Here is a 23,670-nt window from a genome sequence, read left to right on the forward strand (position 1 = left end):
TCAAACAGCACCCTTTGCCGCGCCCGCCGCACCCGTATCCGCGCCGGAGGCGTTCTCGTCCCCCGGAATGTGGTCGGTGCGCTTTCTGAAGAGGATGAGGATCGGCCCGGCGATGTAAATGGACGAGATCGTTCCGACGATAACGCCAAACAGCATTGTAACACTGAAGGCGCGGATAAGGCCGCCACCGAAGAGATAAAGCGCTGTCAGTGCCAGAACGGTCGTCAGCGCTGTCAGGATGGTGCGCGACAGTGTCTGGTTGATCGACGTATCGATCAGCACCGACAACGGCATGCGCTTGTAGCGTGCAAGGTTTTCGCGGATGCGATCGTAGATGACGACCGTGTCGTTCAGCGAGTAGCCGACGATCGTCAGAACCGCGGCAATGCTGCCGAGATTGAACTCGATGCCGGTCAGCACGAGGAAACCGATCGTCAGCAGGACGTCGTGCGTCGTGGCAATGATCGCGCCGACGGCGAAGCGCCACTCGAAGCGCAGCCACACATAGAGCAGGATAGCAAGGAACGAAACAGCAAGCCCGATAGTGCCGGCGCGTGTCAGTTCGCCGGATACGACGGGGCCGACCACCTCGACGCGGCGGAAATCATACTCGTCCGAAAGTTCCGACCGGATGACGCCGGCGGCCGTCTGTTCGGCGTTGTCTCCCGCCTCCTGCGACGGTACCCGCACCAGAACGTCCTCGCCCGAGCCGAGCTGCTGCACCTGGACCTCGCCGAAATTCAGCTCGTCGAGGCGCGCGCGAAGATCGGCGACATCGACCGGTCCGCCTTTGGAATGCAGCTCGATGATCGAGCCGCCCTTGAAGTCGACGCCGAGATTGAGCCCGATGCCGGCAAGCAGCAGGACGGAGGCGAGCGACAGCGCCGCCATCAGGATGAAGACCGGGTTGCGGATCCGCATGAAGCGGATGTCCAGGTCGCTGAAGCGGCCGGTCCGAATACCCTTCGGCAAGCGTTCCGACTTCCATTGGCGCAGCCAGCGCTTCACGATCAGGCGGGTGACCGTGTAAGCGGTGAAGAGCGTCGTCACGCTACCGATCGCAAGCGTAACGGCAAAGCCGCGCACCGATCCGGAGCCAAGATAAAAGAGGATGGCGCTCGCAATCAGCATCGTCAGGTTGGCATCGAAGATGCTGCTGAAGACACGCGAAAAGGCGTTGTTGATGGTGCGCCGCAGGGGCTCGGCGCCGCGAACCTCTTCACGCAGGCGCTCGTAGATCAGCACGTTCGAATCGACGGCCACGCCGATCGTCAGAATGATGCCGGCAATGCCCGGAAGGGTCAGCGTCGCGCCCGAAAGGGAAAGCGCCGCGATAATCAGGACAATGTTCAGGGCGAGCGCAATGACCGCAAAGACGCCGAAGACGCCGTAGAAAAAGATCATCGATGCGGCGACTGCGACAGCCGCAACCAGACCCGCCTTCAGGCCGTCTGCGATGGCGTCGCCACCGACGCCGGGGCCGACCGTTCGCTCTTCGACGAAGGTCAGGGGCGTCGCGAGTGGCCCTGTGCGCACGAGAGCGGCAAGGTCGGTCGCACCTTCGGTCGGCAGGTCTGCGGAGATGCGCAAGGTGTCGCCGTTGACAGCCTCCGACAGCTTGAGCGTCGCGATGACCTGTCCATCGAGAACGATCGCTGCATCCTTTGGCGGCTGCTGCGCCGCAAGGGCGGCAACACGCTGCTGCGAAGCGGTATCGATCTTGATGGCGACCGACGCGCTTTCGCCGGAAGCATCAGGTTCCGGCTGGGCTGCAACAAAATTCGCCGCTGCAAGCAGCGGTGCCTTTTCGACGAGATAGGGCACTGGCGGGTCGTCGAAGGAATATAGGACTTCCGTGCCGGACGGAGGCTGGCCCTCCACGGCGCGTTGCACGGGCACGGAGGTATCCAGCATCCGCAGGGCCAGGTTGGCCCTTTGGCTGAGCAGATCCTTCAACCGCTGCGGATCGCCGAGGCCAGGCACCTGCACGATCAGCCGGTCATCGCCACGGCGCTGGATCAGCGGCTCGATGGCGCCAACTTCGGCGACGCGGAGGCGTACGACGTCGATGGACTGCGCCACGGCCAGCGAGAGCCGGTAGTCGATGCCTTCGTCCGTGAGGCGCAGGCGAACCAGTTCATCCGGTTCTGCACTGTCGAACACGACCTCGGAAATCGGCTCGGAGCCGAACCCCCCGATATCGACGGGCGCCGTCAGCGGCCTCAGCCGCTCGCGAGCGGCAGAGAGTTGCGACCGGTCGCGAACGCGGAAGGCGATCGACTGGCCTTCGCCGGAAAGGCCGATATAGGCGATGTCGGCATCGCGCAGCGATTTGCCGACCTCGTTGGCGATCGTCTCGAGCCGTTCAGCGACGATGTCGCTGCGCGCCGCCCGCAGCATGAAATGGGAGCCACCCTGGAGATCGAGCCCGAGCGCCACCTGGCGATGGGGCAGCCAAGACGGAAGTTCGGCTGCCTCCTCCCGGCTTAGAACGTTCGGCAGCGCAAAGGCGATGCCGGCAAGCGCCACCAACCAGACGAGGATACGTTTCAACGGCGGTAATCTGCGCATGCCTCAAACGCTCCAGTTGCTCGGCTGGTGGTGGCTGTTCCTGCCTTATTCCTTGACAGGCTCGCCCTTGACGCGAACTTCCGACACGCCGCTGCGGACGACGCGGATCTTCACGCCATCGGCGATTTCGACTTCGAGTTCGCTGTCGTCAACGACCTTGGTGACCTTGCCGACGATGCCGCCACCGGTCACGACCTGGTCACCGCGACGGATGTTCTTCAGGAGTTCCTCGCGGCGCTTCATCTGAGCGCGCTGCGGACGGATGATCAGGAAATACATAACGACGAAAATCAGCAGGAACGGCAGGATGGACATGAGAATGTCCGCGCCGCCGGCGGAAGGGGCGCCGGCAGTCTGCGCAAAAGCTTCGGTAATGAACATCGATCACTCCTTGAGTTCAAATATCGGCGGTTCCTCCGCGCCAAATCGGCCGGAATATAGGGACGCCCCGCCGCTCTGCAAAGCCGCGGGCACCCGTACCCGTTCCTGTGCCTCTGACACAATTTACACAAGAGGAGAACCCCTCGCGCGGGCCTCGGTGACCTTTTCCAGCGTAAACCTGCGTGCTACCGGGTTTCTGGTGGGACCTGGCCGCGACGCGGTTACGGTAAACACCAGGGCCACGCCGCCTCGAATCATGACGGCACGGCCAAACACCTGATTCAGCGAGTGGAGAGAGACATATGCCGGAAGCCAAGATCGACGTTCTCATCAGGGAAATGCAGAAGCTTTCCGCGGCGATCGAGCGCATGGCCGGACCCGCCGCTGCAGCGAACGACTGGACCGCTGCCGAGTGCTTCGTCTGGGCCCCGGCGACACACCATCTGCAGCCGGTCACCAAGCCGAACCGCATCGAACTGTCCCTGATCACCGGGGTCGACCATGTCCGTGACATCCTGCTCGACAACACGCTGCGCTTTGCCGAGGGCTACACGGCCAATAACGTGCTTCTCTGGGGCGCACGCGGCATGGGCAAATCCTCGCTGGTAAAATCGGTTCATGCGCAGGTTGCGCGCGACACCGGTGTTGCGGTCAAGCTGGTCGAGGTGCACCGCGAAGATATTGCCACGCTTCCGGCGCTGATGGACATTCTGAAGTCGGCACCGGTCCCGGTTATCGTCTTCTGCGATGATCTGTCCTTCGATCACGACGATACGTCCTACAAGTCGCTGAAGGCCGTGCTCGACGGCGGCGTCGAGGGACGCCCTTCCAACGTGCTCCTTTACGCCACCTCGAACCGGCGCCACCTGCTGCCGCGGCATATGATGGAGAACGAGCAGTCGACCGCGATCAACCCGTCGGAAGCGGTCGAGGAGAAGGTTTCGCTGTCCGACCGTTTCGGCCTGTGGCTCGGCTTCCACAAGTGCAGCCAGGACGACTATCTGGCGATGATCGACGGCTATGCCGCGCACTATGGCTTCAAGCTCGATCGCGACACCTTGCACGCCGAAGCGCTGGAATGGGCAACGACCCGTGGCGCACGGTCCGGCCGCGTCGCCTGGCAATTCATCCAGGATCTCGCCGGCCGCCTGCGCCACAGGCTCGACGGGTAACCGGGCGCGTCGCGAACCGCACGCCTTGCCGACATCCTGAAATAGAAAGCACCGCCTGCCCGAGAGGGCAAGCGGTGCAAACATCGGATCCGGATCGGCTTTGCGACCGATCGAGACTATTCGAGGAAGGTCGCCGGGTTTACCGCGGTGGCGTTCTTGCGCACCTCGAAGTGAACCTGCGGCTGGCTTGCCCGGCCGGTCATGCCCGAAGCAGCGAGCGTCTGGCCGCGCTGAACCTTCTGGCCGCGCTGAACCTTGAGTTCGGAAGCGTTACCATAAACCGTGACCGTGCCGTCGTCGTGGCGCACCAGGACGGCGTTGCCGAGTTCCTTCAGGCTGCTGCCCGAATAAATAACGACACCGTTTTCAGCCGCCTTGATCGGCGTGCCCTCGGGCACCGAGATGTTGATACCGTCGTTGCGGTTGCCATCGACATTGGCGCCGTAGCCGGCGACGACTGCGCCGCGCACAGGCCAGCGGTACTTGCTGATGCCGGTCGACTTCGGAGAATCGTCGTCGATATCCGTCGTCTTGCTGGCGACTTCGCTGACGCTCTGCTTGGCAACCGGCGCCTGGTATTCAGCCGGCTTGTTCTTGTCGAGCGAGGCAACCTGCGGCTGCTCGGCCTTCTTGGGAACCGAGGCCGTCTTGAGCTGATCCGGAGCGGCACCATTTGCGCCCGGCAGTTGCAGCGTCTGGCCGACACGGATCGATTCGGCCGTCAGGCCGTTTGCCTGCTTGAGGGCGGCAACGGATACGCCCGTCGTCTTGGCGATACGGTTGAGCGAGTCGCCCGGCTTGACGGTGTAGGATCCACCGCCGGCGCCCTCGCCGTTCGTTGCCGGCTTGCCTGCAACGACGTCAGACTTGCCTTCACCCTTTTCGCGGGACTGGGCCGAACCCGGCAGGATCGCAACGTCGCGCTGGTTGACCGGCAGCGGCGACGGCTGGCGGCTGTTGCCATCGAGATCGGCGATCGAGTTCGTGGCTGCCGCCTTGGCAGCGCTGCCTGCGACGCCGAAGGTCGGGATGACGAGACGCTGACCGGTCTCGACCTGCGCTGCGGACTGCAGACCGTTGGCCTTCAGGATTTCCTTTTCCGGGACACCAAAACGCTTGGAGAGAACGGCGACATTGTCACCCGGGCGAACCATGATCGTCGGAGCGTTCTGCGTCGTCCAGCCGCTCTTGCTTGCGGTTTCCTTGACCGTTGCGGGAAGCGTCTGCTGCGTGGCGAGTGCGGCCTGCTGGCGTGCTGCCGGGAACGGCTGGGCTTCGGCGCGCTGGTTTCCAGCAGCGCTCGGGTCAGCCAGAGTGGTGCGCTGAACGGAGATCGGGGTCGAGGCGACGCGGGCGTTGGATACGGGCGTGGAGGCCGTGTTTACCGGATCGTAGGCACCCTGCCCGGCTGCCGCGGGATAGGGCTGACCGAGGGCTGAACCACGGTTATCAACCGGCGCTGCCGCCATCTGACCGACGGACACATCGCCGCGCGGAACCGGCGTTGCGTCTCGGGGGATGGAATTTGTGGTGATGTTGTCGGACCGGGAGAACAGGCCGTCAAACCGGCTTGCATCCGAACTGCAGCCTGTTGCGACGCCTGCCAGCAGGACCGCCACGCAAAGGCGGATCGTCGACTTTCCAACCCCGGGAGATACAAACTTACGCATGACGCTTACCCACTCCGAACGCAACTCGATGTGGATTGATTAAAGCGTATTAGAGTTACCGCGTGGTTAAGGCAGACCCCACCAAAGGACTAATTTGACCAAATGCTAACCATAGGTCGACCGTCGCCCGTCAAGGGCATGCTAGAGGCAGCGTCACAGCTGCCGCCCGGGCACGAGGAGCCTAGCGCTAGATCAGTTCGGAATAGAGGCGCTCGATCTCGGACACGGATCGCCGCTCCGTCTGGTCTTCTTCGTAGCTGATGCTCGTCAGGTCCCAGGCAAAAATCTGGCGACCGGCCGGCTGCGCCAGGGTTTCGGACTGCGCCGTCTTGTCTTCGTCGAGCAGGACGCTCACCAAAGTCTGGAACGCCGCGTCTCCGTCCGCACCGCTTGCTTCTTCATATTCGAGCGACCGCAGACCGGCCACCGCCGCCTCGCGTGTCCCGAAATAGCGCAAACTGTTCTGGTCCTCCGGACGAAGGCCGTCGTAGTAGTCGATGAAGTTCTTGTAATAGGCCTGGTGATCGCCGGAATCGAGAAACTTGCCGAAGGCCTGGTACTCGCGCGAGGCCAGTTGCGGCGACAGTCGGTTGTTCCATTCCTCGCGGGTGAGCGCCGGCTGGCCGTCGGATCCCTTCTTCGTCTGGCCTAGATAAAGCAGGGCATCGGCCGAAAGCGAGATGCGTGGCGTCGGATCAAAGAAGGTCGCGGCAAGCGCCTGCGCCGCCTGCTCATCCTTGCCTGCGGAATTCGTCTGGCCGGCATTGCGCCCGGCAAGATTGTTCAGCCCGTCGCCGGATGCTGCCGCCGTCAACCTGTTCGCGATCTGCATGTGCCGTCTCCGTACCTCGCGACCGGTGTCCGCCGACGTCGCAAGGCAAGCGACGACTCGTAGGCGGAACCCTGTCCGTGCACGGCAGGCGTATGGCGCGAAGCTTGCGCGAAGCTGGAGGAAGTTAAGGGGTCGTTAATAGTCGACGCCGGCGCGACCGGCGCTCCTCACCCGCGCGGACGGGAATTCAATATTTAGAGAAACGACGCCAGCTGCTGCACGATCGGAAGGTAAGGCGCGTCGAACAGATCCTCGCGATCGAAGCGGCTGCCCGTGCGGCTGACGCGCACGACCCGGCAATGGGTCTCGCTCATCATGATCGGAACCAGCAGGGTGCCGCCCGAAACGAGGTGATCCGAAAACATGCGCGGCAGACTGTTGAAGGCGGCCGTGATCAGGATCCGGTCAAAGGTGCCCTCACCCGGCACGCCGGCGCTACCGTCGGCATGCCGGACGATGACATTACGAACACCCGTTTTTTCGAGGTTCTTCTGGGCCATGCCAACGAGCGTCTGATAGCGGTCGATCGTCAGCACCCGCTCGGCAACGCGTCCCATGACCGCGGCCGTGAAGCCGCTGCCGGTGCCGACTTCGAGAACACGCTGGCCGGATTTCAGATTGAGACTGTGCAGCAGACGGACCGCAAAGTCGTATCCCTCCATGAACGAACCGCAATCGAGCGGGATCGTCCGCTGCGAATGGGCTTCGGCCTGGTACTGCGGCGGCGCGAAATGGCTTCGCGGCGTCTGCTCAACCGCCTTCAACAGATCATGGTTGGTGATGCCTTCGGCGCGCAGACGCAGCACCATCTTGGCAAAGCCTTCCTGTTCGGTCACCCGCGCACTCAAGCAACGGCTCCCTCGTTGAGCGCCCGCGCCAGGCGATCCTGGACACTGTAGTCGGTAAGGTCGAGTTTGAGCGGCGTGACCGAGATCATGTTTTCACGCAGGGCGTGAATATCGGTTCCGGCGCGGAAATCGCCGAAGCGTTCGCCGAAACGCAACCAGAAATAGGGAAAGCCGCGGCCATCGGTTCGCTCGTCGATCGACAGGCCGAAGTCGAGCTTGCCTTGCGACGTCACCTCCGTACCGGCAACAGCGTCCGCCGAGCAATTGGGGAAGTTGACGTTGAGCAGCGTGCCGTCGGGCAGATCCACCTTCATCAGCTTGCGGACCAAGGCCGGCGCGTGCATTTCGACGACATCCCACGGTACGGTCTTTCCGACGGCGTGATTGTAGGCCTGGCTCAGCGCGATCGAGCGGATGCCCTGCAACGTTCCTTCGATGGCGCCGGCGACGGTACCGGAATAGGTCACGTCGTCGGCCATGTTGGCGCCAATGTTGACGCCGGACAGCACGAGATCGGGCTTGCGATCGAGTACCTTGCGGACGGCCATGATGACGCAATCGGTCGGCGTGCCGCGAAGTGCGAAGCGCTTTTCCGCGATCTGCCGCAGCCGCAATGGCTCCGACAGGGTCAGCGAATGGGCAAGGCCGCTCTGGTCCGCTTCGGGCGCAACGACCCACACATCGTCCGAAATCGTCCGGGCGACGCGTTCAAGTACCGACAGGCCCTCGGCGTGAATGCCGTCATCGTTTGTCAGCAGGATCCGCATGATGCCGCACTCCCCTCGACGTTCGCTCAGGCTACCTTTTCGATGCGCGTCTGGCCGCCCATGTAGGGGACCAGCACCTCCGGCACCGATATCGAACCATCGTCATTCAGATAGTTCTCGATGACGGCGATGAGCGCGCGGCCGACGGCAACGCCCGAACCGTTCAGCGTGTGAACGAAGCGGGTTCCCTTGTCTTCCTTGGTGCGATAGCGGGCGTTCATGCGGCGCGCCTGGAAATCGCCACAGACCGAGCAGGACGAAATCTCGCGGAACGTATCCTGTCCCGGCAGCCATACCTCGAGGTCATAGGTCTTGCGGGCGCCAAAGCCCATGTCGCCGGTGCAAAGGGTCATGACGCGGTAATGCAGGCCGAGGCGCTTCAGCACCTCCTCGGCGCAGGCGGTCATGCGCTCGTGTTCGGCAACGGACGTTTCGGCATCGGTGATCGAGACCAGTTCCACCTTGTTGAACTGGTGCTGGCGCAACATGCCGCGGGTATCGCGACCGGCAGAACCAGCTTCCGAGCGGAAGGACGGCGTCAGCGCGGTGAAACGCAGCGGCAGCTTTTCGCCTTCCAGGATCTGCTCCCGGACGATGTTGGTGAGCGGCACTTCCGCCGTCGGGATCAGCCAACGGCCATCCGTGGTGCGGAAGAGGTCTTCGGCAAATTTCGGCAGCTGGCCGGTGCCATACATCGCATCGTCGCGCACCAGAAGCGGCGGTTGCACTTCGGTGTAACCATGTTCCTGGGTGTGCAGGTCGAGCATGAACTGGCCGAGCGCGCGCTCGAGCCGCGCCAATTGGCCCTTCAGGATCGTGAAGCGCGAACCGGAAATGCGGGCCGCACCCTCGAAATCCATCAGCCCGAGCGCTTCGCCGATTTCAAAGTGCTCGCGCGGCTGGTGGTTCCAGGTGGGCTTCTTGCCAACCACGCTCTTGACGACGTTGCCGGTCTCGTCGGCACCGACGGGTACATCGTCCAGCGGGATGTTCGGAATGCGCGAGAGGGCGTCGTTGAGCTCGGCCTCGATATTGCGGCTGTCCTCTTCGAGCGCGGGCATGGCGTTCTTCAGGTCGGCAACCTCGGCCTTCAGCTTGTCGGCGAGCTCGGCATTCTTCTGCGCCATGGCCGCGCCGATATCCTTCGAGGCCGCATTGCGGCGCGACTGCATGTCCTGCAGCGCCTGAAGGTTCGTACGGCGGCGTTCGTCGAGCGCGATCAGAGATGCCGACAAAGGCTCCGCGCCCCGCTTCGCCAGGGCGGCGTCCAGCATCTCGGCATTCTCACGGATCCATTTGATATCAAGCATTTTCGTTCCACGCGTTGGTCAGATCACGGCGCGAAATCTCGAATGCTCAGCCCTTGGCGGGGCCGACCTCTCCGGAAGATCCTTCCTGCGACTCGGCAGCCTCGCTCTTGAGCGCGTCCGCTGCCCGCTGCCTTTCGACGAGTCGCGCCGTATAGATCGAAATTTCGTAGAGAAGGATGGCTGGCAGCGCAAGGCCGATCTGGGAAATCGGGTCCGGCGGCGTGAGCACGGCCGCGACAACGAAGGCGATTACGATCGCGTATTTGCGCTTCTCGGCAAGACCCTGCGAGCTCACGAAGCCGACGCGGGCAAGAAGCGTGGTGATGACCGGGAGCTGGAAGACAAGGCCGAAGGCGAAGACCAGCGACATGATCAGGCTGAGATACTCCGAAACCTTCGGCAGGAGCTGAATGGCCACCTGCCCTTCGCCACCGCCCTGCTCCATGGCCAGGAAGAACCACATGACCATCGGTGTGAAGAAGAAATAGACAAGCGCGCCGCCAAGCAGAAACAGGAGCGGTGACGCGACCAGGAACGGCAGAAACGCCGCGCGCTCGTTCTTATAGAGCCCCGGTGCAACGAACTTGTAGATCTGTGCCGCGATTACAGGAAAGGCGATGACCAGCGCACCGAACATCGCCACCTTAATCTGGGTGAAGAAGAACTCCTGCGGCGCCGTGTAGATGAGCTCGACATTGCGATGGTTGAGGCCCGCCCAGCTCACGGCCCATTTGAACGGCAGCACCAGAAGGTTGAACAGGCCCTTGGCGAAGTAGAAGCAGACGAGGAACGCAGCGAAGAACGCGCCGATGGCCCACATCAGGCGCCTGCGCAATTCGATCAGATGCTCGATCAGCGGCTGCGGCCGGTCCTCGATATCGCCGCTCATGCTTCACCTTTCTTGCGCGCGCTGGTGCGCGGCTTTGACGTCTTGGCAGCAGGCTCTGCCACTGTCGGCGTCACTTTTTTCTTTTCAGCGGCCGGCTTCGCGGGCGCCTTGGCAGCAGACTTTGCCGTGGCCGACTTGGATGCAGCTGTTGCCGTCTTGGGCGCTGCCGTTGTCGACTTGGGCGCGGCCTTCTTTACAGCCGGCGTCGCATCGGCCTTCGTCCTGGTCGCACGCTTCGGCTTTTCTGCCGGTACGGATGCGACCTCTGCGCGCTCGATCTCGCGATTGGCCGAACCGATTGCCGCAGCGGCAACCGCATCTGCGGGCTTGGCTTCGACCGCGGCCGGCGCAACGGCTGGTTCGACGGCGGAAACCGTATCGACGGTGTTCGATGTCGCAGGCTGGGCGGGTGTGGCCGCCTTCTGCAGGTCCGCCTTGATATCGTTGCCCATCTGGCGCAGCGGATTGATTGCATCGCGCAACGCATTGGCCGGATTGAGACTTTGCGCGTCGCTGATGGTCTTTCGAACCTCGTCAAGGTCCGCTTCGCGCAGCGCTTCATCGAACTGCTGACGGAATTCCGATGCCATGCCGCGCATCTTCGAGGTCATGCGGCCGAAAGCCCGCAACATTGGCGGAAGATCTTTCGGCCCGACAACCACGATCAGAACGATTGCGATGACGACGAGCTCGGTCCAGCCGATATCAAGCATGCGATATGTCCTGCAAACCCTTGATGCCGCCAGCCCGGTATGGACACCGGACAGGCTTCACCGACACCAGACTGTTAGCGAACTTCGTCAGACTTGTGGTCAACGGTCTTGCTGTCGAGCGTCTTGTCGGTAGCAGCCGCCTCATCGTCGGACATGCCCTTCTTGAAACTCTTGATGCCCTTAGCAACGTCACCCATCAGTTCGGGGATTTTACCGCGACCGAACAAGAGCAGCACCACGACCAGAACGATCAGCCAGTGCCAAATGCTTAACGAACCCATGCTCTTACTCCTCTGAGCCTTCCCCGATTTAGGCTCTATCACATGTCAATTTTCAGGCGTGCCTCAAGCACGCGTCTCGTTGTGACAGAACCTAAGATGCCGAACTGCTTTTTTCAAACAGTAATATATCCCGCTCGTTAACTGAAAGCATTACATCACGCAATCCATGCGGCAATCGGTCCGCCCTGATGCGCGCCCGAACCACCTCCTCACAACGCGGCACAGCGAGCTCCAGAAGCTCGACCACGCCGATGAAGCGACGGGAGAGAATGCGGGCGGGAATGTCGCCATCCTCTTCGCCGACGCGCACTCCAGACAACCTGACAGCCACCGAGAGGCGCTTGCCTTCCGGATGGGGGCCGGCTGCAACGCTTCCGACCGGCGTTTCGACGCGGCCGTCACGAACCTGCGCATCGAAGACGTTGATCTCCGAGAAGAAGCCGGCGGCAAAAAGATCCCTCGGCTCGCGGTAGAGTTCGTCGGCCGTTCCGACCTGAACGAGGCGCCCGTCCTTCAGGAGCGCGATGCGATCCGCCATGCGCATCGCCTCTTCGGCGTCATGCGTGACGACGATAGCCGTTGCCCGCGTTTCCCTGAGGATCGCCAGCGTATCGGCACGGATCGAATCCTTCAGGCGCGAATCGAGGCCGGAAAATGGTTCGTCCATGAGCAGCACCGCCGGGCGCGGCGCGAGCGCGCGGGCAAGCGCTACGCGCTGCTGCTCGCCGCCGGAAAGCACGTGCGGATACAGATCGGCATAGTGCGACAGGCCGACACGCTCGAGCGCCGCATCCGCCTGGATCAGACCTTCCTTCTTGGAGATCGCCGTCAGACCGAAACGGACATTGTCGCGGATCGTCATGTGCGGGAAAAGCGCAAAGTCCTGAAACATCAGCCCGACGCCACGCTTTTCCGGCGGCAGGAAGACAGAGGGGCCGGAAATTTCCTGGCCATTAAGCATCAGACGCCCAGCGCTCTGCCTCTCGATACCCGCGGCGATGCGCAGCAGGGTCGTCTTGCCGGATCCCGAAGGCCCGAGCAGGCAAAGGACCTCGCCGGCCTTTGCCGCCAGGCTGACGCCCTTGATCGTTTCCTTGGCGTGATAGCTGTGGTGAATATCTTCGAAGGTCAGGCTCGCCGCGAAGGAGACGCCCGCTGTCCGTCGCGTGGTCATGACGGGAGCGTCCTGCGGATCTGAAACCATGCTCTTGCATTCCTTGACACCAGTGGCGCAGGCTCAGCGAGCCCCGACGCCATGGAAAGCCGATATCTATAATCAGGTTTTTCTAATCGGCTTCTTCGCCCTTCGGTGTCAAGAGCCCCAGTTCCTCCAGGTCGAGCTGGGTGATCGGATCCTCGTTCTCGGCCAGTTCGTCGTCGCCGGTCGGAACGGGGATGTTGAGGTTCGAAGGCACGCGGCCGGAGAGCAGCCCGGCGCCCTTCAATTCCTCGATGCCCGGCAGGTCGCGCAGTTCCTCAAGCCCGAAGTGATCGAGGAAGTCGCGCGTCGTACCGAAGGTCACCGGACGCCCCGGTGTGCGCCGGCGCCCGCGGAACCGGACCCAGCCCGCCTCCATCAACACGTCGAGCGTACCCTTCGAGGTCTGCACGCCGCGGATATCCTCGATCTCGGCGCGCGTAACCGGCTGATGGTAGGCGATGATCGACAGAACCTCGAGGGCTGCCCTTGAAAGCTTGCGGACCTCCTGTTCGTCGGTCTGAACGACGAAAGAGAGATCGGCGGCCGTGCGGAAGGCCCAATGGTCGGCCACCTGAACGAGGTTGACGCCGCGCGTCGCGTAAACGGCTTTAAGCCGCAGCATGATCGTGCGGACATCGGCGCCACGCGGCAACCGGCTCTCGATATAGGCCTCGGACACCGGCTGCGCCGAAGCGAACACCAGGGCTTCGGCGATCCGCTCGGCTTCCTGCTCCAGCCGGGGGTCGAGGGATGCCGTTTCGATCTCGTCCTCCTCGTCGGGAACGCCAGGCAGGTACTTCTGGGCTTCAGCCACGGGCTGCCTCCATCTCGGCGAGAGTCTCCGCATCGATCGGATTTGGTCCGCGCCGGAGATAGATCGGCGCGAAGGCCTCCTCTTGGCGGATCTCCAGGCGGCCCTCGCGAACCATTTCGAGCGACGCGGCAAAGGAGCTGGCGATTGCCGTCGCTCTCTCCTTCGGCGTCGTCATGTAGCGCACGAGAAAATGATCGAGCGCAGTCCAGTCGTCGAGACCACCGATCATGCGGGCCAGGATCAGCCGCGCATCGGACAGCGACCAGACGTGGCGCTTCTCGATTGTCACATGGGTGATCGCCTGTCGTTGGCGCAGGCCCGCGTAGGCGCTCAGCAGATCGTAGAGCGAAGCGTCGAAACCGGATTTCCTCTCGGTGACGATATGCTCCGGTGCGCCTCGGACGAAAACGTCCCGGCCGAGCCGGTTTCGGTTGATGAGCCGCGTCGCCGCCTCACGCATCGCTTCCAGCCGCTTGAGCCGGAAGGCCAGCGCCGAGGCCATCTCCTCGCCGGTAGGACCGTCATCCTTCGCCTGCTGCGGGATCAGCAGCCGCGACTTCAGATAGGCGAGCCACGCCGCCATGACGAGGTAATCGGCCGCAAGCTCGATGCGGATGCTGCGCGCGCGTTCGATAAAGGCGATGTACTGTTCGGCGAGCGCCAGGACGGAAATGCGCGAAAGGTCGACGCGTTGGCTTCGGGCGAGATGCAGCAGCAGGTCGAGCGGACCTTCGAAGCCGGCGATGTCGACCACCAGCGCTTCCTCATGCAGTCCGCGCTCGGCAGTCTCATCCTGCCACAAGGGCTCCATCGGCGCCTTCGACGCAGGCTTGCCTTGTCTTTCGCCCGCATTGCTCACTGGCAGCCCGATCCTTTCCTTCAATCCCTGTTTGCCGTCAGCCTCAGTTTGCCTCAGACGGTTGCAAACAGGGCATTGAACTCCGCCCGCAGATCGACTTCGCTCGCACAGTCAGGCGCCCGGAACGCGGCTTCGGCGGCCCGCGCCCGGCGCAAGCTTTCGCCAGCCAGAACCGGCACGACATCCGCGACGGCCTTCATTTCCTCCATTATGCCATGACAATGCAAGACGAGATCAAGTCCCGCGGCAATGATGTTGCGCGCGCGGGTCGTCATGTCGCCGGCAAGCGCGTTCATCGACACGTCATCCGACATCAGCAAGCCGTCGAAACCGATATGGCCGCGAATGATCTCGCGCACGACCTTCGCAGAGGTGGTCGCCGGATTGTCCGGATCGATCGCGGTGAACACCATGTGCGCCGACATCGCCATCACCTCGTCCTTCATCGCAACGAAGGGCAGGAAGTCGCTCGCAGCAAGCTCGTCGAATGTGGCGCTGACGACAGGCAGGTTGTGGTGCGAGTCGACGAAGGTGCGTCCGTGGCCCGGCATATGCTTCATTACAGGCAGCATGCCGCCGGCCTTCAGTCCCTCGCCCATCGCACGGCCGATTGCCGTGACGGTCTCGGGATCGTGCCCATAGGCGCGATTGCCGATGACGTCGTGGCTGCCGGGCACGGGCACGTCGAGCACAGGCAGGCAATCGGCGGTGATGCCGAAGCGCATCAGGTCAAAGGCGTGCAGGCGTCCCATCAGCCAGGCGGCGCGCAGACCGAGCTTCGCGTCGCGGCGGTAGATTTCGCCGATCGCCGCGCCATTCGGATACTGCTGAACGAGCGGTGGGCGGATGCGCTGAACGCGTCCGCCTTCCTGGTCGATGAGCACGGGCGCATTGGGATTGCCGATGCTGTCGCGAAGGGCTGCCACCAGATCCGAGATCTGCTGCTCCTCGCCAATGTTGCGACCGAACAGAATGAAGCCCCAGGGGCGTTCTCCTGCAAAGAAATCGCGCTCGTCGCTCGTGAGGGAAAGGCCCTTGCAGCCGGAGATAAATGCTTTTGATTCGCTCATCCCAAAAGCATAGAGCGCGGGCTGCCCGGCGCGAAGCCACAAACACAGCGCACCCCCACTCATGCACAAGGTCATGGGCATCGGAAGCCCGAAAACGCGAAGGGCGCAGCCTCCTCGGCCGCGCCCTTCGTCAACTCGATCATTATGCCCGTTTACTTGGTAACCAGGCAGCTTCCGCCGGCGCCCTTGTACTTGGAGCAAAGGGCATTGGCCTCGTCCTTCGAACCGGCCGGGATGCGGACGCGGTAGTAGGTACCCTTGCCGGCGATCTCCGCCTTGCGGATGTCGACGCCGCGGCCGCCGATGACGCTTCCGAACTTGCTCGAAAGGCTGTTGTAGGACTTCTGCGCCTCGGCTTCCGACGGCAGAGATGCGACCTGGATGAAGTAGCCACCGGCCGGAACCGATGCCGTGGCAACCTGCTGCGCGGGCTGGGTCTCAGCCGGGAGAGCGGCCTGCTCTTCCGCCGGACGGGCGATTTCGGCAGGCTGTGCGGCCGGACGGGTCTGCGGCGTCGGCGCCTTGTCGCCACCGGCAGAAGCCGTCGTCGTGACGCTGCGCACCGGAACCTGTTCGATGTTGGCGTTACCCGTTGCGGCAAGCGCAACCTGGTCGGTGTTGGCCGCAGCCTGGCCTGCAGCAGCGACTTCGTTCGAAGGCGTTGCGGGCAGCGGCTGGGTCGTGCCGGCGACATCGGTCGCCGGTGCTGCAACCGGCTCCTCTCGAGCGACCAGCGTTCCATCCGGCTTGACGATCATCGTGCGCACCTTCCTCGGTGCGACGGCCGGCGTCTTGTCTTCTTCCTGGGCAGCGGTCTCGCCGTTGGCGCCATCCGGCAGCAGGCGATCGCCGTCCTCTTCGTTTGGCAATGCCGTCTGCAGGGTTTCGGCCTCGTTGCTGCCTTCGAGCGGCAGGGTCTCCGGCGTCAGCGTCCTCTGGACGACATCCATCGGCTCCTCGGTCGAAGAGACCAGGGCTTCCTGCTGCGGGGCACCAGCCTGAGCACCGGCAACGCGGTCATAAACCGCCTTGTCCTGGTTCGGCACGGTCTTGCCGCCCTTTTCCTCGGGCACGACCTTGACCGGGGCCTTGTCGGCCAGAATGATCTTCGGGCCTTCGGCCGAGCTGACCGCGCCGCTACCGCCCATCCAGGCGTAGACGGCAGCGCCACCAAGGATGATGACGCCGGCAACGCTTGCTGCCAGCAACATCGTGCGCTGCGAGCGACGGCCGGTGCCATATTCGCGGTATTCGCCGGCATCCTGCTGGCTCTGCGCCGCTGAAACCCGTTCGGCATCTCGGGCAACCGCCGGACGCTCGACGATCGAGCGGCGGAAGTCTTCTTCCATCGCCTTTTCAAACTCGTCGAAATCGTCAAGCGAACCCTGACCGAAAGCCGGCGCAGCGGCAGCGGCCGGTGCCGGACGGGCCGGCTCCACCTTTTCGACGGCCGCCGGACGGCTTTCCTTGACCGGAGCCGGCGTTCCGAAGAGCTGGGCCATTTCCGCGTCGATGTCGAGATCGTAGTCGGCCGGATAAGCGAACGGCTTCTCGGTCTCGATAACCGGCAGCTGCGGCACGTCCATATCCGCGATCGGGGCGACGCCGTTCTCGGCTTCGGCAATCATCGACGGATCGAAGGGCAGCGTGCTCTCGGGCTGTGCTTCCTGGCGCTCGACCGGCGCGGGAGCGACGTAAGGCTCGACGAACCGCTCCGGCTCGCGCTGGGGAACGGCCGCCTGCGCGACCGGCTGCACCGGTGCTTGTGGCACGACGGCAGCAACGACCGGCTCATCTACTGTGACGTCTGCGAAGTCGAGCTTCAGCGCCTCGTCGGAGAGCTCAATTTCGAAGTTCTCGATGTCGAAGCTCGGCTCGTGCTCCGGCTGCGCAATTGGCTTGGCCAGCTCGACCAAGGGTTCCGCGACCTGAACGGGAGCAGTAGCCACTGCCGCAACCGGCGCTGCAACAGCGGCCACCGGTGCTGCGACCGACGATACCAACGGGCCGGCAAAGGCACGCTGCTGGCTGGCGCCCGAGGCGGACGCAACCGGCGTCGCACGGCTGAAGGTGGGCGTAAAGGGATAAGGGCTCTTCTTTATCGGAGCGGCAGTGGCAACCGCTGGCGTGACCACCGGCGCAACGACGGGCTGTGTTTCCACATGGAGAGCCGGATGCGACTGGACCGCAGCGGCAACCATCGCTGAGACCGGCGGAACCGGGAACCGTTCTATGTCCGCCAGAAGATCGTCACGGCCAGCATCCTGCTCGACGACTGCCTGAGCTGCGACCACGTCTTCCTGATAGGAAGGCTCAATTTCACGCTCTTCGGCCGCGACATCGAAGCGCGGCTGTTCATAGGCCGAAAATGCATCCGCAACCGGAGCCGGCTCGGCCCAGACCGGAGCGGCTTCGACGGCCGGCGCCTGCCATGCATCGACGAACTGATCACGCGGATCGATATCCTGCGGCTCGACGTGCGCCGCAACCTCGGCAACGTCGTCCGACAACAGATCGGCTTCGCCAAGCGACAACTCGAGTTCGCGCTCAAGGTCAAACGCCGGCTCGTCGACGACGGCCTCGGCGTTGCCGTCTTCGGCAACCTGCGGCGCCACGGAGAAGGCGTGAACCTCGGCATAGTCCTCGTCAGCGACGGGGGCTGGCGCCGCTTCGACGCGTTCGGGCTGGACGAACACCGGCTCGTCAAGCTCGGCGACGGGCTCCGCCACCGGCTCTTCGTGAACGACGACGTGTTCAGCTACCGGCTCGAACCGGGGCTCTTCGATCGGAGCCGGCTGCGGTGCGGACCGCGGCGCGTCGTAGCTGTCGAACGCGCGAAGCAGCTCGCCTTCGAGATCGAAGGCGGGATCTTGACGCACCGCCTCCTGGTGTCGTTGCAGTTCCTGCAACTGTTGGACGGCCGGCCGGGCATCGTAACCGACGATCCGGGCGAGTTCGGCCAACGGATCATCGTCTGCCAATACATCGAATTCAGCCGGCCCGCTTCGTGCGAATTGTTTGTCTGCCATGCTCTCCACTCACAATTGCCTGTATCGCTGTGCCAGTGCATTGTGGGAAAATGGTGACAATACTTATCGCATTTCCTCCGGTGCGGAGGTGCCTGTAATAGACAGGCCGGATTTCAATACCGAAGCGACAGCATGCACCAGCCCGAGTCTGGCAGTACTTAATTCTCTATTTTTATCGTTAACAAAACGTAATTCCGGATTCTCTTTACCTTTGTTCCAATGTGCGTGGAAGGCGGCGGCAAGATCATACAGGTAAAACGCGATGCGATGCGGCTCCTGAGCCAGTGCCGCAGCCTCGATGACTCGCGGATATTCTGCGAGCTTGGCGACGAGCTGGAGCTCCGTCGGATCCGTGATCTGGCCCAGAACGGCACTGGCGAGATCGACCGATTCGAGGTTCAGATCCGGGAATGCGTCCGCGGCCTGGCGGAAGACCGAGCGGCAGCGCGCATGCGCATACTGCACATAGAAGACCGGGTTATCCTTCGACTGTTCTGTTACTTTAGCAAAGTCGAAGTCGAGCGGTTCCGAGTTCTTCCGGTAGATCATCATGAAGCGCACCGGATCGCGGCCGACTTCATCGACGACATCGCGCAGCGTGACGAAGTCGCCGGAGCGCTTCGACATCTTCACCGGCTCGCCGTCGCGGAAGAGCTTGACCAGCTGGCACAACAGAACCGTAAGCTTCGACGAACCGCCGGAGACGGCGCGCGCCAGCGCTTCCAGGCGCTTGACGTAGCCGCCATGGTCGGCACCGAGCACATAGATCATCTCGTCGAAGCCGCGGTCGAACTTGTCCTTGAAGTAGGCAACGTCGGCGGCGAAGTAGGTATAGCTGCCGTCCGACTTGATCAGCGGCCGGTCGATATCGTCGCCGACCTCGGTCGAACGGAACAGCGTCTGCTCGCGGTCTTCCCAATCTTCCGGCAGCTGGCCCTTCGGCGGCGGCAGGGTGCCCTTGTAGACGTGGCCCTTGAAGGTCAGGTCGTTGATCGCCGTGCGGATGGCGGCAGCACCGTTCGCGTGCAGCGTGCGCTCGGAGAAGAAGACGTCGTGATTGACGTTCAGCGCCGCGAGATCCTCGCGGATCATCGCCATCATCGCGTCGATCGTCCGGTCCTTGACGAGCGGCATCCACTTGTCTTCAGGCATCAGCCTGAGGCTCGTGCCGAATTCGTCGGCGAGCGCCTCGCCGACCGGCACGAGATAGTCGCCCGGATAAAGGCCCGGCGGGATCTCGCCGATCTCTTCGCCCAGCGCCTGGCGATAACGCAGGAATGCGGACCGCGCGAGAACGTCGATCTGCGACCCCGCATCGTTGATGTAGTATTCCTTCGTGACCTCATAGCCGGAGAAGGCCAAAAGGTTGGCCAGCGCGTCGCCGACAACGGCTCCGCGGCAATGGCCGACATGCATCGGGCCGGTCGGGTTGGCCGATACGTATTCGACGTTGACCTTGCGGCCGCCACCGACAGCGCTACGGCCGTAGTCGACGCCCGCACGCGCCATGCCCGACAGCAGCTTCTGCCAGTAGGAAACAGAAAGGCGGACGTTGATGAAGCCCGGACCGGCGACGGAGACGTCGGTGACTTCCGGATCCTGCTTGAGCTTCTCGACGATGAGTTCGGCAAGCGCGCGAGGATTCATGCCGAGCGGCTTTGCCAGCACCATCGCAGCATTGGTCGCAACATCACCATGGCTCGGATCACGTGGCGGCTCGACATTGACACGGCCGAAGTCAAGCTCGGATCGCTTTTCTCGAACGCTTTCAAGCGTTTCGAGAATGTCCTTAATTCTTGATTCGAAGTCCGTGAAGAGATTCATCTGATCCGTCCGCTTTTCCCGGCCACAAGTGACCGGCGCAAAACTCAAAAAGGAGGCTCGGTTCGGCCGAACCGCAAGCCTCCGGGCGGGGGGTCCCTAGCGCAAATCGGGCGTATGGTCAAACAAGCGCTTGTGCACGCTGATCGCAAAAGTGTCGGTCATGCCGGCGAGGTAGTCGCCGACGTGCCGCGCCCGCGCCGGCTCCGCCATGCCGGCAATCTGGTCGATCCAATAGTGCTCACGCATCAGCTGCGGGTCGTCCATGAAGGCATGATAGAGATCGCAGACGATCGAGGCTGCATTTTCGCGCACGCGCATGACTTCCGGGTGCCGGTAGATCCGGGTCATCAGCAAGCGCTTGATCTGCTTGTCCGTCTCGCCCATCTCCTCAGAGAAGGTTGCCATCACGGTGCCGGCCTGGCGCACATCGGCAGCACTTTGCGGCCTTATCTCGCCGATCCGTTGCTGCGCGACGCCGATCACGTCCTCGACCATCGCGGTAATCTGACGCCGCATGATCTCATGCGTGAAGCGGCTGCTTTCAAGACCGGGATAGCGGTCATGGACCTCGCGCATCAGGCGCGCGAGAAACGGCACGTCTTCGAGCATTTCGAAGGTGAGATAGCCAGCCCGCAGACCGTCATCGATATCATGGGTGTTGTAGGCGATATCATCAGCAATGGCCGCGACCTGCGCTTCGAGGCTCGCAAAACTCGCCAGTTCCAGATCATGCAGCGCGCAATAGTCGAGGATCGGCTGCGGCACGGGCCCTCGCGTGCCCTCACCGTCCGCGGTCAGCAACGGCCCGTTGTGCTTGACCAGACCTTCCAGGCTCTCCCAGGTCAGGTTCAACCCGTCGAACTCGGCGTAGCGCCGCTCGAGCTTGGTGACGATGCGCAGCGACTGGGCATTGTGATCGAAGCCGCCATAGGGCTTCAGCATCTCGTGAAGGGCATCCTCGCCCGTATGGCCAAAGGGCGTGTGGCCGAAATCATGCACGAGAGCGACGCCTTCGGCCAGATCTTCGTCGAGCTTGAGCGCGCGCGCCAGAGCCCGGGCGATCTGCGCCACCTCGATCGTGTGCGTCAGACGGGTGCGGTAGTGATCGCCGTCAGCGGCAATGAAGACCTGCGTCTTGTGCTTCAGGCGGCGAAACGCAGTGGTGTGCACGATGCGGTCGCGGTCGCGCTGAAAATCGGAGCGCGTCGCGCTCGTCGCTTCGGGAAAGAGCCTGCCGCGCGTCATCCAGGGATTCGACGCGAACGGCGCATGTTCACCATAACCGAAGCCGAGCGCATTTTTGTCGAATGTCATCTTCCACCTAATTCGTCGTCCCATTGACGGGACATTCAAGCCTTCATACCTATAGTGAAAGCTACGGAAACACGTCATGCAAGATCGACCGATTCCGCAAGCGGAAGCAACGGCTTGGCCGCGGGTCTTGAAAGAGGCCCCGAAACCGACCAGATCGCATGCTTTAACACAGGGCAATTCTCTCCGGTTCTTGACCCCGGCAGGAGGCAGATATGACGCATGAAACCGTGACCCTCTCGGACGCTGCAGCGAAGCGGATCGCCACGATCCTGCGTTCCGACAGCCACAACAACGCCATGCGAGTGTCCGTTGAGGGCGGCGGCTGCTCGGGCTTCTCCTACAAGTTCGACCTGGTCGACAGCAGCAATGACGACGACCTGGTGCTGGAAAAGAACGAAGCCAAGGTCCTGATCGACAGCCTGTCGCTCGTCTATATGGGCGGCTCGGAAATCGACTTCGTCGACAACCTGCTCGGCCAGTCGTTTCAGATCAAGAATCCGAACGCGGTTGCAAGCTGCGGATGCGGAACGAGTTTCTCCATCTGACGCCAGCGCCCCACGTCTCTCTTAGCCGGCTCCGTTTCAACAACGAACGGAGCCGTTTGCGTCAGAGATAGGGCGATCCGAGCCAGAGAATGCGGTTCGCCAATCGATCCGCGAACGACTTTTTGCGCAGCCTTTCGAGCGTGACCGGCTCGGCTGAGGCGAGAATGTCGGAGATCGTGCCATTGATCGCCTCGGCGAAGCCATGGTCGAGAACCTCAAGGTCGAACTCGAAGTTGAGGCGCAGGGAGCGCGGGTCGAGATTGGTGGACCCGACATAGGCCCAACGCTCGTCCACGGTCAAAAGCTTGGAGTGGTTGAATGCGCCCTTCGCCCGCCAGACACGACAATGGCCCTTCAGCACCTGATCGAACTGCGCAGTCATCGCCCTGTCGACCAGCAGCAGATTGTTGACTGCGGGAACGATGATATCCACCTCGACGCCGCGGCGCGCGGCGGTGACGAGCGCGCTGATCAGTTCGCGGTCCGGCAGGAAATAGGGTGACATCACGCGGATATTCTTCTGCGCGACCGAAAACGCCCCCATGAGCATCTTGTGATTGGTCTCATTGGTGGCGTCAGGTCCGGATGGCACGGCACGCATCAGTACCGACGGCCCATCCGCCGGCAGCGGTGCCTCTTCGATCGCCCATGCGGGGCCCGCCAGAACCTCGCCACTTGAGAATTGCCAATCTTCGGACGAGACCTGGAAGATATCGGCGACCACCGGTCCGGCCATGCGGAAATGCGTATCCTGTGCCGGCGCCTGACCGGCGATCTCGCTGGTGAAGCCCACCCGGATGTTCATGCCGCCGGCAAAGGCAACCTGACCGTCGACCACAAGGATCTTTCGGTGCGTGCGCAAGTTGGCATAGGGCAGCCGTAGCCCCATGATGATGTTGCCGTTGAAAACCGCCGTCGGAACGCCCGCCGCCTCCAGATGACCGACAATGCTCGGCACCGAGTAGCGCGCGCCTACGGCGTCAATCAGCACCCGCACCTCGACACCGCGCGCCACCGCCGCGATCAGGGCGTCGGCAAAGCGTAGGCCTATGACGTCGCGATCGAAGATATAGCTTTCGAGCAGGATCGAGCGCCGGGCGCCGGCGATCGCTTCCAGCATCGCGGCATAGGCGGTATCGCCGCCGGCGAGCACCGAAATACGGTTGCCCGTGCACATGCGATGGCGTGAAACGCGGTCGCCGAGGATCTTCATCGCCGCAAATCGTTCTCCGAACTGCACCGATATGTCGGCATCCGAAACGTCGAAGCGGCCGAACTGATCCGGCCCCTGCCCGCGCAACAGAGCGCGTTGCGAGCCGATTGAGGAGCGCCGGATACGGTTGATTCCGGCAACGGCATAGATCAGCGCGCCGACGATCGGCGAAAGCAGGACGACACCGACCCAGCCCGCCGCGGCGCGCACGTCGTCCTTCGTCATCGCGGCATGAATGGCCGCGGGAATGCCCAGCGCGAAGGACAAAAGCGCCAGGATATGCGGCCAATAATTCTGCACGAGATCGATCATGGGCGGGACTATAGCCCGCCAACGGGCGGAATCAATTCGACGCCTGCAGCGTATA

Annotated in this window: 20 protein-coding genes; 2 read left to right on the plus strand and 18 right to left on the minus strand. The window is 62.8% G+C overall.

Going from position 1 to position 23,670, the window contains the following annotated elements; genetic code table 11:
- Positions 1-2,571: a protein translocase subunit SecDF gene (gene secDF / locus BLU15_RS12220; protein WP_090295623.1), complete on the minus strand. Its 2,571-nt coding sequence runs from the start codon at positions 2,569-2,571 to the stop codon at positions 1-3.
- A gap of 45 nt (positions 2,572-2,616) precedes the next feature.
- Positions 2,617-2,952, minus strand: coding sequence for a preprotein translocase subunit YajC (gene yajC / locus BLU15_RS12225; RefSeq protein WP_034796611.1), 336 nt, complete (start codon positions 2,950-2,952; stop codon positions 2,617-2,619).
- 302 nt (positions 2,953-3,254) lie between these two features.
- On the opposite strand from yajC, the gene BLU15_RS12230 reads away from it, so the two are divergent.
- Complete coding sequence (locus BLU15_RS12230; RefSeq protein ID WP_090295626.1) at positions 3,255-4,124, plus strand: ATP-binding protein; 870 nt, start codon at positions 3,255-3,257, stop codon at positions 4,122-4,124.
- Positions 4,125-4,240: 116 nt separating this feature from the next.
- On the opposite strand, the gene BLU15_RS12235 is transcribed toward BLU15_RS12230, so the two are convergent.
- The 15 genes from BLU15_RS12235 to BLU15_RS12305 form a co-directional block, all read right to left on the minus strand.
- Complete coding sequence (locus BLU15_RS12235; RefSeq protein WP_090295629.1) at positions 4,241-5,794, minus strand: peptidoglycan DD-metalloendopeptidase family protein; 1,554 nt, start codon at positions 5,792-5,794, stop codon at positions 4,241-4,243.
- A 187-nt stretch (positions 5,795-5,981) separates the two neighbouring features.
- Positions 5,982-6,626, minus strand: coding sequence for a hypothetical protein (locus BLU15_RS12240; protein WP_034796617.1), 645 nt, complete (start codon positions 6,624-6,626; stop codon positions 5,982-5,984).
- Between the two features lie 194 nt (positions 6,627-6,820).
- Positions 6,821-7,474 (minus strand): protein-L-isoaspartate(D-aspartate) O-methyltransferase, encoded by a 654-nt coding sequence (locus tag BLU15_RS12245; protein WP_034796623.1) that lies wholly within the window; start codon positions 7,472-7,474, stop codon positions 6,821-6,823.
- Positions 7,471-8,241, minus strand: a complete 771-nt coding sequence (gene surE / locus BLU15_RS12250) for a 5'/3'-nucleotidase SurE (protein ID WP_090295631.1) — start codon at positions 8,239-8,241, stop codon at positions 7,471-7,473. Before surE ends, BLU15_RS12245 begins: the two co-directional genes overlap by 4 nt.
- A 26-nt stretch (positions 8,242-8,267) precedes the next feature.
- Positions 8,268-9,551 (minus strand): serine--tRNA ligase, encoded by a 1,284-nt coding sequence (gene serS / locus BLU15_RS12255; RefSeq protein WP_090295634.1) that lies wholly within the window; start codon positions 9,549-9,551, stop codon positions 8,268-8,270.
- 46 nt (positions 9,552-9,597) lie between these two features.
- Positions 9,598-10,440 (minus strand): twin-arginine translocase subunit TatC, encoded by an 843-nt coding sequence (tatC, locus tag BLU15_RS12260; protein ID WP_034796629.1) that lies wholly within the window; start codon positions 10,438-10,440, stop codon positions 9,598-9,600.
- The gene (tatB, locus tag BLU15_RS12265) at positions 10,437-11,153 is read right to left on the minus strand and encodes a Sec-independent protein translocase protein TatB (protein WP_090295637.1); all 717 of its coding nucleotides are present in this window, start codon (positions 11,151-11,153) and stop codon (positions 10,437-10,439) included. Before tatB ends, tatC begins: the two co-directional genes overlap by 4 nt.
- Positions 11,154-11,227: 74 nt before the next feature.
- A complete protein-coding gene (locus BLU15_RS12270; RefSeq protein ID WP_034796642.1) occupies positions 11,228-11,434 on the minus strand; it encodes a twin-arginine translocase TatA/TatE family subunit in 207 nt (68 codons plus the stop codon).
- Between the two features lie 91 nt (positions 11,435-11,525).
- Complete coding sequence (locus tag BLU15_RS12275) at positions 11,526-12,638, minus strand: ABC transporter ATP-binding protein (protein ID WP_090295639.1); 1,113 nt, start codon at positions 12,636-12,638, stop codon at positions 11,526-11,528.
- Between the two features lie 82 nt (positions 12,639-12,720).
- Positions 12,721-13,449 (minus strand): SMC-Scp complex subunit ScpB, encoded by a 729-nt coding sequence (gene scpB / locus BLU15_RS12280; RefSeq protein WP_060516985.1) that lies wholly within the window; start codon positions 13,447-13,449, stop codon positions 12,721-12,723.
- On the minus strand, positions 13,442-14,308 hold the full coding sequence (locus tag BLU15_RS12285) for a segregation and condensation protein A (RefSeq protein ID WP_371589813.1): 867 nt from the start codon (positions 14,306-14,308) through the stop codon (positions 13,442-13,444). The genes scpB and BLU15_RS12285 overlap by 8 nt, the downstream gene beginning before the upstream one ends.
- Positions 14,309-14,361: 53 nt before the next feature.
- Positions 14,362-15,378 (minus strand): beta-N-acetylhexosaminidase, encoded by a 1,017-nt coding sequence (gene nagZ, locus BLU15_RS12290; RefSeq protein WP_090295642.1) that lies wholly within the window; start codon positions 15,376-15,378, stop codon positions 14,362-14,364.
- 152 nt (positions 15,379-15,530) lie between these two features.
- Positions 15,531-18,407 (minus strand): SPOR domain-containing protein, encoded by a 2,877-nt coding sequence (locus BLU15_RS12295; protein ID WP_090295645.1) that lies wholly within the window; start codon positions 18,405-18,407, stop codon positions 15,531-15,533.
- Between the two features lie 63 nt (positions 18,408-18,470).
- Positions 18,471-20,231, minus strand: coding sequence for an arginine--tRNA ligase (argS, locus tag BLU15_RS12300; protein WP_034796661.1), 1,761 nt, complete (start codon positions 20,229-20,231; stop codon positions 18,471-18,473).
- 96 nt (positions 20,232-20,327) lie between these two features.
- Positions 20,328-21,545: a deoxyguanosinetriphosphate triphosphohydrolase gene (locus BLU15_RS12305; RefSeq protein WP_034796668.1), complete on the minus strand. Its 1,218-nt coding sequence runs from the start codon at positions 21,543-21,545 to the stop codon at positions 20,328-20,330.
- Positions 21,546-21,757: 212 nt separating this feature from the next.
- On the opposite strand from BLU15_RS12305, the gene erpA reads away from it, so the two are divergent.
- Positions 21,758-22,090, plus strand: a complete 333-nt coding sequence (gene erpA / locus BLU15_RS12310) for an iron-sulfur cluster insertion protein ErpA (protein ID WP_034796669.1) — start codon at positions 21,758-21,760, stop codon at positions 22,088-22,090.
- Positions 22,091-22,151: 61 nt separating this feature from the next.
- Here erpA and BLU15_RS12315 read toward each other — a convergent pair whose 3' ends face one another.
- Complete coding sequence (locus BLU15_RS12315; protein WP_090295647.1) at positions 22,152-23,615, minus strand: phospholipase D-like domain-containing protein; 1,464 nt, start codon at positions 23,613-23,615, stop codon at positions 22,152-22,154.
- Positions 23,616-23,670 lie beyond the last annotated feature (55 nt).

This window comes from Ensifer sp. YR511, assembly GCF_900103045.1.
Classification (GTDB): domain Bacteria; phylum Pseudomonadota; class Alphaproteobacteria; order Rhizobiales; family Rhizobiaceae; genus Ensifer; species Ensifer adhaerens.